At 58.5% G+C, this 8,507-nt stretch carries 8 protein-coding genes and 1 pseudogene; 5 read left to right on the top strand and 4 right to left on the bottom strand.

The window, feature by feature from the left end; genetic code table 11:
- Positions 1-224 (top strand): annotated as a pseudogene (locus NW839_RS05545) (serine/threonine protein kinase); the annotation flags it as partial.
- Positions 225-321: 97 nt separating this feature from the next.
- Here the strand turns inward: NW839_RS05545 and NW839_RS05550 are convergent.
- The 3 genes from NW839_RS05550 to NW839_RS05560 all read right to left on the bottom strand — a co-directional run bounded on the left by NW839_RS05550 (position 322) and on the right by NW839_RS05560 (position 3,537).
- Positions 322-921, bottom strand: a complete 600-nt coding sequence (locus tag NW839_RS05550; protein WP_414350168.1) for a superoxide dismutase — start codon at positions 919-921, stop codon at positions 322-324.
- A gap of 264 nt (positions 922-1,185) precedes the next feature.
- Complete coding sequence (locus NW839_RS05555; RefSeq protein WP_011434073.1) at positions 1,186-1,545, bottom strand: hypothetical protein; 360 nt, start codon at positions 1,543-1,545, stop codon at positions 1,186-1,188.
- Positions 1,546-1,554: 9 nt separating this feature from the next.
- Complete coding sequence (locus NW839_RS05560) at positions 1,555-3,537, bottom strand: transglycosylase domain-containing protein (RefSeq protein WP_414350166.1); 1,983 nt, start codon at positions 3,535-3,537, stop codon at positions 1,555-1,557.
- Positions 3,538-3,792: 255 nt separating this feature from the next.
- Between NW839_RS05560 and tyrS the strand changes: the two genes are divergently transcribed.
- Positions 3,793-4,989 (top strand): tyrosine--tRNA ligase, encoded by a 1,197-nt coding sequence (tyrS, locus tag NW839_RS05565; protein WP_414380500.1) that lies wholly within the window; start codon positions 3,793-3,795, stop codon positions 4,987-4,989.
- Between the two features lie 39 nt (positions 4,990-5,028).
- On the opposite strand, the gene NW839_RS05570 is transcribed toward tyrS, so the two are convergent.
- Entirely contained in the window at positions 5,029-5,739 is a 711-nt protein-coding gene (locus NW839_RS05570) for a hypothetical protein (protein ID WP_414330718.1), read from the bottom strand.
- 457 nt (positions 5,740-6,196) lie between these two features.
- Here NW839_RS05570 and NW839_RS05575 point away from each other — a divergent pair, with 457 nt between their 5' ends.
- The 3 genes from NW839_RS05575 to NW839_RS05585 all read left to right on the top strand — a co-directional run bounded on the left by NW839_RS05575 (position 6,197) and on the right by NW839_RS05585 (position 8,240).
- Positions 6,197-7,255: a vWA domain-containing protein gene (locus tag NW839_RS05575; protein ID WP_414350317.1), complete on the top strand. Its 1,059-nt coding sequence runs from the start codon at positions 6,197-6,199 to the stop codon at positions 7,253-7,255.
- A gap of 158 nt (positions 7,256-7,413) precedes the next feature.
- Positions 7,414-7,602 (top strand): hypothetical protein, encoded by a 189-nt coding sequence (locus NW839_RS05580; protein WP_414342843.1) that lies wholly within the window; start codon positions 7,414-7,416, stop codon positions 7,600-7,602.
- Positions 7,603-7,658: 56 nt separating this feature from the next.
- The gene (locus tag NW839_RS05585; protein WP_414380502.1) at positions 7,659-8,240 is read left to right on the top strand and encodes a hypothetical protein; all 582 of its coding nucleotides are present in this window, start codon (positions 7,659-7,661) and stop codon (positions 8,238-8,240) included.
- Positions 8,241-8,507 lie beyond the last annotated feature (267 nt).

Here is an 8,507-nt window from a genome sequence, read left to right on the forward strand (position 1 = left end):
CCCGACCGGTTGCCGTGCCCACACCCCCTCCCCCTGCTCCACCTTCTCCAGCCCCTGTCCCGGCCAAGCCTCTCCCCCCGCCGCCCATCAACCAACCCCTGTTCCCCCAGATGAACCGGGTTGCTCCAACTCCTGCTCCCCTTGCAGCCCCTCCAACCCAACCCCCTACCCCCGGCTTTCTGGAGCGGTTGCGCGAGGAGCGAGAACGCTTGGGGAAAGACTAGGCGCAAAAAAGGGATCCCCAAGGATCCCTTCGCAAACAGAGACATAGGGCTAGTCTTCGATGGGATCCCCCGTCAAGGGATCCCAGAACAGGTGGAGTCAGGCGGCAGCCAGCCGGGCATTGGCGGCATCCCAGTTCACCAGGTGCTCCAGGTAGGCGCTGATGAAGTCAGGCCGCCGGTTTTGGTAATCCAGGTAGTAGGCGTGCTCCCACACATCCAAAGTGAGCAGGGGCGTTTGGCCGTAAACCAGGGGGTTTTCGGCATTGGGGGTTTTGGTGACCTTCAGGGTGCCGTTGTCCAGCACCAGCCAGGCCCAACCGCTGCCAAATTGGGTGGCGGCTGCCGTCTTGAAGGCTTCTGCAAACTTGTCATAGCCGCCAAAGTCGGCGTTGATCTTGTCGGCAATAGGCCCGGTAGGCGCACCTCCCCCGCCTGGCTTCATGGATTCCCAGAAAAAGGTGTGATTCCAAACTTGGGCAGCATTGTTGAAGATACCCGCTTTGTTGGGATCCCCAAAGGTGGCCTTGATGATTTCTTCCAGAGACTTGTTGGCCAGATCGGTGCCCTCGATGAGCTTGTTCAGGTTGGCTACGTAGGCCGCGTGGTGCTTGCCGTGGTGGTAGGAGAAGGTTTCTGCCGACATGTAGGGCTTGAGCGCGTCGGCAGGATAGGGCAGAGCCGGGAGTTCAAAAGCCATAATCGTCTGTCCTCTGTGTCTTGTGCAAGGAATGCAAGAAAGAACGCGGTGAAGGGTCAGGAGAACCAGAAAAAGGCGTTACCTTTCTTTGCAGTTTTAGTGTAACTCAGAATCAGTACGCGCTGGGATCCCTTGGACACCTCGATTCCGGTTGGAACCCTGCTCGACCCCAGAGAGGTGGAATCGCGGCTGTCTCAGCCCAATGGCCGACAACCACTCGTTGGCCAGCGGTCGGAAAAGCGAGATCGTCCCGGCTGGAAAGCGCTAACGGGATCCCTCCCGCAACAGCTCAATCAGCAGGGGAGCGACATCCCTGAGCAGGGGGATCAAAACCGCCGTGATGGCGGCAATGGTAACCACATTGCGGGTGAAGTTGAGGGTATCGCGGCTGAGCTGGAAAAACCGCTCGTCCCAGCGTTTGACCTCGGCCTCCAGACGTTCTTCGGCGCCAGCAATGCGTTCCTCGGCTCTGGCAATGCGTTCCTCGGCTCTGGCAATGCGCTCCTCGGTGCCGGCAATGGTTTGCAGCACCTCTTGGTTCTGTCGGGTCAGTTGGGCGATGGCCTGGGCATTGGCCTCCACCGTGCGCTCGATACGCGCCAGCCGCTCTTCGCTGTAGGTCATGGATCCCCCCTAGGGACGACGGAACTGATGCGGGCTGGGGAAGTCCTGAGGTGGGATCCCTTGCAGAGCCTCGGTCATAAAGCGCTTCCAGGTGGGGGCAACAAAAGCCCCGCCGGCGGTGCCGGGCAGCATGGGGGAGTTGTTGTCGTTGCCGATCCAAATGGCGGTAGACAGTTGCGGCACATAGCCGATGAACCAAGCGTCGCGGAAATCAGAGGTGGTGCCGGTTTTGCCAGCTACGGGTCGCCCATCGTCCAGACGAGCCGCCCTCCCGGTGCCTTGGGTCACCACCCCTTTGAGGATCTGGTTGAGGGTGGCCACCGCCCAGGGATCCAAAACCCGCTCCGGCTGGGGCCTGGCCTCGAAGAGGATTTGGCCGTTGCGATCCACCACCTGGGCCAAGAGGGTCGGCTCCACCCGATATCCGCCGTTGGCAAACACCGCATAGCTAGCCGCCATCTCCAGGGGGCTGACGCTGGCCGAGCCCAGAGCTGTAGCCAAGTTGGGAAACATCTCGGCACTGATGCCGGTGGCCTGAGCCGCTGCAATGACGTTGCGGATCCCGACATCATCGGCCAACTTGACCGTGGGCACGTTGCGGGAGAGCTCCAAAGCCCGAGCAAAGGTGAGGGAGCCATAGAAGGTGTTGTCGTAGTTTTTCGGGCTGTAGGGTGGCGAGCCGGGATAGGTGACGGGGGTATCTTCCAAGATGCTGCCGGGTGAATAGCGCCCGCTGGCCAGAGCCGCGTAGTACACATAGGGCTTAAAGGTGGATCCCGTTTGGCGAAACGCCTGGGTGGCGCGGTTAAATTGGCCCCGCTGAGCGTTGATCCCGCCCACAATGGCTTTCACATAGCCGGTACGGGGATCCACTGCCGCCAAAGCCATTTGATCGGCACGACGAGCTGCCCCAATGCGGGGGCCATCTTCATTGACAATGCGCTGGGCAAGGCGCTGCAGACGCAGATCGATGGTGGACTGAACCCGCAGACCTCCTTGCATTAGAGCTTGTTCTCCATAGCGGCGCCGCAGCTCCGCCTCAATGGCGTCGGTAACTGCTGGGGCGTTACTTTGAAAGGAGGTAATGCGGCCTAAGGTCAGCTTTTGCTCCCGCGCCGCCTGGGCTTCCTCGGGGGTAATCCACTTCAGCTCCACCAGACGATCCAGCACCAGGTGTTGCCGCCGTTTGGCTCCCTCCAGGTTGCGAAAGGGGCTGAGGGTTTCCGGGGCCGGCAGGATCCCGGCCAACATCGCCGCTTCAGCCAAGTTCAGTTCAGACGCATCCTTGTTGAAGTAGCTGCGGGCTGCCGCCTGGATGCCGTAGAGATTGTGCCCCCAGTACACCTGGTTGAGGTACATCTCCAGGATCTCGTCTTTGCTGAAGACCTGTTCTAGGCGCACCGCCAACACGATCTCGGCGACTTTACGGCTGAGGGTACGCTCCGGCCTCAAAAACAGGTTCTTGACCAACTGCATTGTCAGGGTGGATCCCCCCCCCGCCGAGCCTATACCCCCCTCCACACTGCCTAGGATCGCCCGGCCCAAGCTGACCGGATTAATGCCTGGATGGGTGTAAAAGTGGCTGTCTTCAATGGCCAGCAAGGCCTTTTTCATCTCCGGCGAGACCTGTTCAAGGGAGATCACTTCCCGGTTGGCCTCCCCGTGTAGGCTGGCAATGGGCTCGCCCCGAATATCGACAATGTGGGTGGTGGCAATGGGCACGTAATCCCGCAGTTGATGCACATCCGGCAAGTTGCGAAAGCTAATGGCCAACCCCACCAATCCGGCAGCCGTCGCCGTGGATCCCAAGAGCAGGGATCCCAGCAACAGATTGCCCACCACACCGGCAACCTGGGCGATCCGGGAGGGGCGGGCGGGTGGGGCATAGTCGGCGTGCTCGTCAAACCCCGATCCGGAAAAAGGGGAATTGGAGACACGCTCCAACCCCGGCTTTCTCGCCCGGCGGGCCAATGGTCTGCGACCGTAGGTCACGTCAAAAACCCTGTCACGTCCGTGTTGCAAAGCAACAACAAGCCAGACCCATTATAGGGCGGCGTCTATCGGCCCGGCAGGATGGCCAACCTCACCCATCGACAACTCCAACCGGGCTAGGTGGAGCGAGTTGAGAGCCGACCATCTTTTGCGTGGGCTTAATTTGCGTGGGCTTAAAATGGCTCATGGGTTCAGCCGGAGGAGCAGGATTTGAGTTTATCGTCAGCCTCAGTTTCGCCAACGTACCGGGATCCGTTGATAGCCCAAATTGTTGAGCGGGGGGTGGCCGAGATCTTTCCGGGAGGGCCTGCTGCCCTGGCGGAGCGCCTGGCCACAACAAATCGTCCCTTGCGGGTGAAGCTGGGCATCGATCCCACCCGACCGGATCTACACCTGGGCCATTCAGTGGTGTTGCGCAAGTTGCGCCAGTTCCAGGATGCGGGCCATGTGGCTATTTTGCTCATCGGGGACTTCACGGCGCTGGTCGGGGATCCCACCGGCCAATCGGAGGCCCGTCCCCGCCTCACCCCAGCAGAAGTGGAGGAAAACGCCCGCACCTACTTGGAGCAGGCCGGCAAGATCTTGGATTTTGAGACCCCTGGCCGGCTGGAGGTGCGCCGCAACAGCGAGTGGCTGGCCCACCTGACTCTCAGCGAGCTGATCGAACTCCAGGCCCAGATGACGGTGGGGCAGATGCTGGCCAAAGAAGACTTTGCCCAGCGCTACCAAGCCGGGACGCCGGTATACTTGCACGAATTTCTCTATCCCCTCTTGCAGGGTTACGACTCGGTGGCTCTGGCAGCCGACGTAGAACTGGGGGGAACCGACCAGCGCTTTAACCTGCTCACCGGTCGGGATCTGCAAATTTGGAAGGGCCAAGCGCCGCAGTTCTGCGTGACGGTGCCGCTTTTGGAGGGGTTGGACGGGTACCAGAAAATGTCCAAGTCCAAAAACAACTACGTGGGGCTGACTGAGGATCCCCTCACCATGTACTCCAAGCTGGAGAAGGTGCCGGATCACCTGGTGGAGCGCTACTTTGAGTTGCTCACCTCAGTGCCCCTTGCCGAGCTGCCGCAGGATCCCCGCCAGCGGCAGATCCTCCTAGCCAAGACCCTAGTGGCCCAGTTTCACTCCCCTGCAGCGGCAGAAGAGGCCCAGCGCACCGCCCAAGCCCTGGTGCTAGACGGTATTCTTGCCGAAACGGGATCCATCCCCACCTTTGCCATCGATGGGTTGTCTTACCCTGTTAAACTCAGCTACATCCTGCGTGAGTGTGGCCTGTGCAAGAGTGCCGCCGAGGCCCGTCGGCAGATTCAAGGGGGCGCCGTGCGGCTGGATGGGCAAAAGGTGGAGGATCCCGACCTGGAGTTTGCCCATGCCTCGGAGCTGGCCGGGCGGATTTTGCAGGTGGGCAAAAAGGCCTTTCGTCGGCTAGTGAAAGGCGCAGATTAGTCTTCCCCTCTCCCTGTGGGAAAGGGGTGAGGGGATCCATCAACGGGCAGGCTTGAAGCCGAGTCCGGTTTTTTTCTGCCTGGTCTTGGCTGGGGGATCGGACAGAGGAGAAGCTGACGAAGTTGGCGGGAAAACGGGCTCCGGTTTGGGCCGGATCGAGCCCGCCTCGGCTACTGCCTCAGAGAGCTTTTGCCGCACCAGCTCCTGAGTCTCCAAAATGTTGGGATCCGCCGCCCATTCCGGGGCCTCTCGAACGGGATCATCCTCGGAGGTGAACTCCAGGTCGTAGGTCTCGGCGCGGTAATCGAGGCTGAAGCATTCCCAAGCCCGCAGACTGTAAAAATAGGGGAACAAACGCACAATGCGCTCAATATCCAGGTGCGCAGCAAAGCGACGAAAAGCCTCTTCTTCAGACACCGGAAAAGGGGCGTAATGTTCTGAAACAAACCACCGCAAGAACTTCCGCGCCTCTGGGATGATCTGCTGGGCAGGCAGGGATCCCAGCACCGCTGCGTTGAAGCAGTTGACCAACAGGTGCTCCAGCATTACCGCGTTGTACTCGGCAAAGCAGGTTTGCTCGCGGCTTTCCACCGGCTGCCAGGGCATGTTGCCGTTGGCGGCAATGAGCAGGTGAACCAGGTCATGGGAGGGGTTGGTTTGGATGTAGCCGTGCCCCTCCAACTTGGCGCCATCGCAGCTAAAGAGCTGGTGTTGGGGGCTCCAATAGAACTTGAGTTGCTTTGCCGCCATGTTCAGTTCTCCTCCTCACCCAGGGGATCCTTTTAGAGCTTACACCTGCACTGATGAGCTGCTATGAACTATAGGCCACGGAGGAGAGCGCCGGCTTATTTGACAATTGGTCAGCGAGAACGCTTGCCACAAGTGGCAAAACAAAGGGGTCTTTATCTCGAAGCAATTCTCGGAGCAGACAGGCTTTAGCCGCCCTACTAGGCTCAAAGCTGAGACCCGCTGTGCTCGCATTGTGAAAAAAGATTGAAAAAAGATGAACTCGAGATCCTCTAACTGCAGTAAAAATCTTTACGCCTACACAAGCGCTACAGTAGCTTTCGGAATTACTGGGTGGTATTCTAACTCCGTACTTTCATGCCACCCCACTATGCTTGCACTGGCAGCTGCAATGACTGTAAAAATACAGCCCGGTCAAGTAAAAAGCCAAAAAGCTGGTTGGCTGCTTCTCCTGGTGCTCGTGGGAAGCTGCCTTGCCGGCTGTGGCTCTTCTGGCGGCACAGGCATTGATCCGTCTGCTGTGGGATCCCAAGCTCGCCTGACATTCAATGGGGCTCTGACCCGCTCCTTTTCTGGCACACAAGGGGAAATGGAGTTCAACATCGCCCTCCTGCAAGGCGGGGATCCGCCCCAACCAATAACCCAGCTCTCTGCCAGTCAGGTCAGCCTGCAGGTAAACCGGGTAACCGATTTGCTAGGGATACCGCAGCCGGTAACCTTGACCCTGACACCCACCCGGATCGAGAACCCCCCGTCGGATCTGGCTCAGCGGCCTTTGCTCATGGCAGTGCTGATGGATGGCTCAGGCAGCCTGTTGGTCTTGGATCCCCAATCTCGGCGCTTCCTGGCTGTTTTTCGGCTCCTGGATCAATTTCGCCCTGCACCCCTGGATCTGGGCGCTATTCTGCGCTTTGACAACCGGGGGGCAGGTTTTGGCCTTACAGCTTTGGGGCAGCCCCTGCGCACAGCTCAGCTGTTGCAAGACTTCACCAGCGACAGAGAGCTGCTGAGACGAGGGGTTTTGCGTGCTGTTCCCGGAGGGAACACCGCCCTTTACGATGCCACGGTAGAAGCCGGGCGTTTCTTGAGCGACTTTCGGTCCACCGAGCGTTTCAACCGCCGCTTGGTGGTATTCACCGATGGGATTGACAACGAAAGCACCCGCTCCATCAACCAAGCTACTCAGGAGCTGACAACTTTGGCCAGAGAGCGAGGACAAAAACTCACCGTGTATGTGGTTGGGTTGGGGGTCGATTTGAATCTTCTGGAGTTACAGCGTCTGGCTGCAGCTACTGAGGGGACTTTTGTGCTGGCACGGTTTTCTGAAGGGCTGGAAGCTCCCTTTGCCAACTTATTCCCTGCTGCTATTGGGGAGCACCGCCTGCAAATGAGGGTGCAAAGCAATGTTCCGCTATCTGCTGGTTCTTATCTTCTCAGTGGCGAGCTGAGAGTTGAGAGAGAAGGCAGCCGTTTTGTGGCGCCATTCAGCGACGCTGTTCTCACGGTGGGATCCCGCTAGAGTCATTCCGCAGGCTGACAACATCCCCAATCGAGAGCGAGGCGATAAGCAAATGTTTCGACGACTCGGTATACCCAGAAGATTTTGGCAACCGGCTGCGCTTGTCCTGGCAGCAGTGCTTACAGGTTCCCTAACGGTTTTCCTGAAAGGTTGCGGTGGTGGTACCTCCAGCAGCCCCTCGACTGTGGGGTCGCCGCCAAGGGATCCCGGCTCCGCCTTTGCCTCTGCCATTTTGGGGTTGGTGGTGGATCCCTTTGCTCAGCTTTGCCCGCCAGGCTCAACAGCCGCCCTTTGCCCAGGAGGGCCGCTTTTTTCAAGAGGCAACAAGGTTGAGTTGTTCAACCTAAGCTCAAGAGGGGACATTTTGTTCCCTGCCCTGTCAACTGCTGCTTTAGAGGGCAACTTGCGGTTCACCATTCCCTTTTCCGGATCGATTATTCAACCGCCGGGGAAGTTGGTATCGGTTCAGTCCAACCTATTGGGCCAAGGGCGTCAGTCCGGCCAGTCTATACCCCTGCGGGGATTTATTTTCAGCGCAGCCGTGGATGTTTCCCCTTGGAGCGAAGCCCTTTATCGCATCTTGCTGCGGGAGCGGGATAGAGTACCTTTCTCCAACTTAGCTCCCCCCGAAGTTAGGGATCTGGAGAATATTCTGTTTGTCAGCGTACCTCTTTCCAGAACAGCCCGAGACCTGGAGGAAATCATTACGGACATTATTCGACAAGCGGATCAACTTAGTTTTAATCAGCTTCGCTTTGTGGAAGATCTCATTCGCGTTTGCTATGCCCCAGAAGGCAATCAATCGGATCAGCCCTGCCGCCTCCGCATTCCCGTACCCCTACCGCCGGCACCTACGCCGACTCCATTTGTGCCTGCTCCTGAAACTCCCGCTCTTCCCACCATCATCACCAACAGAGCTGTTGTTCGTTCAGCATCGGGCTCATTGCTCTTTAGCAACACGGTTTCGGTAAGGGTAGATAATTGATGGTTGACTCGTTTTAGTCAAGTTTGGTCAAGCTGGTTTTGTGTTCTCAGAGAACGCGCTGAGAGAGCCGAGGAGTGTTGAATGCTGACCTCAAAACCGTCTTCATTTCGTCCTGGTCAACTGGAAAGATTGCTTTGCTTTTTTAGTCGCAGCTTGGGCACCGTTTCCACAGCCCTGCTAATGGTTCTCTTGGGGGTAGAGCAAGCTAGCTTCCTCCAACACCCACACCGACTCCGACACCCACGCCCACTCCAACACCCACACCCC

The sequence above is a fragment of the Synechococcus sp. R5-15 genome (assembly GCF_047462035.1).
In the GTDB taxonomy this organism is placed as follows: Bacteria; Cyanobacteriota; Cyanobacteriia; order Thermostichales; family Thermostichaceae; genus Thermostichus.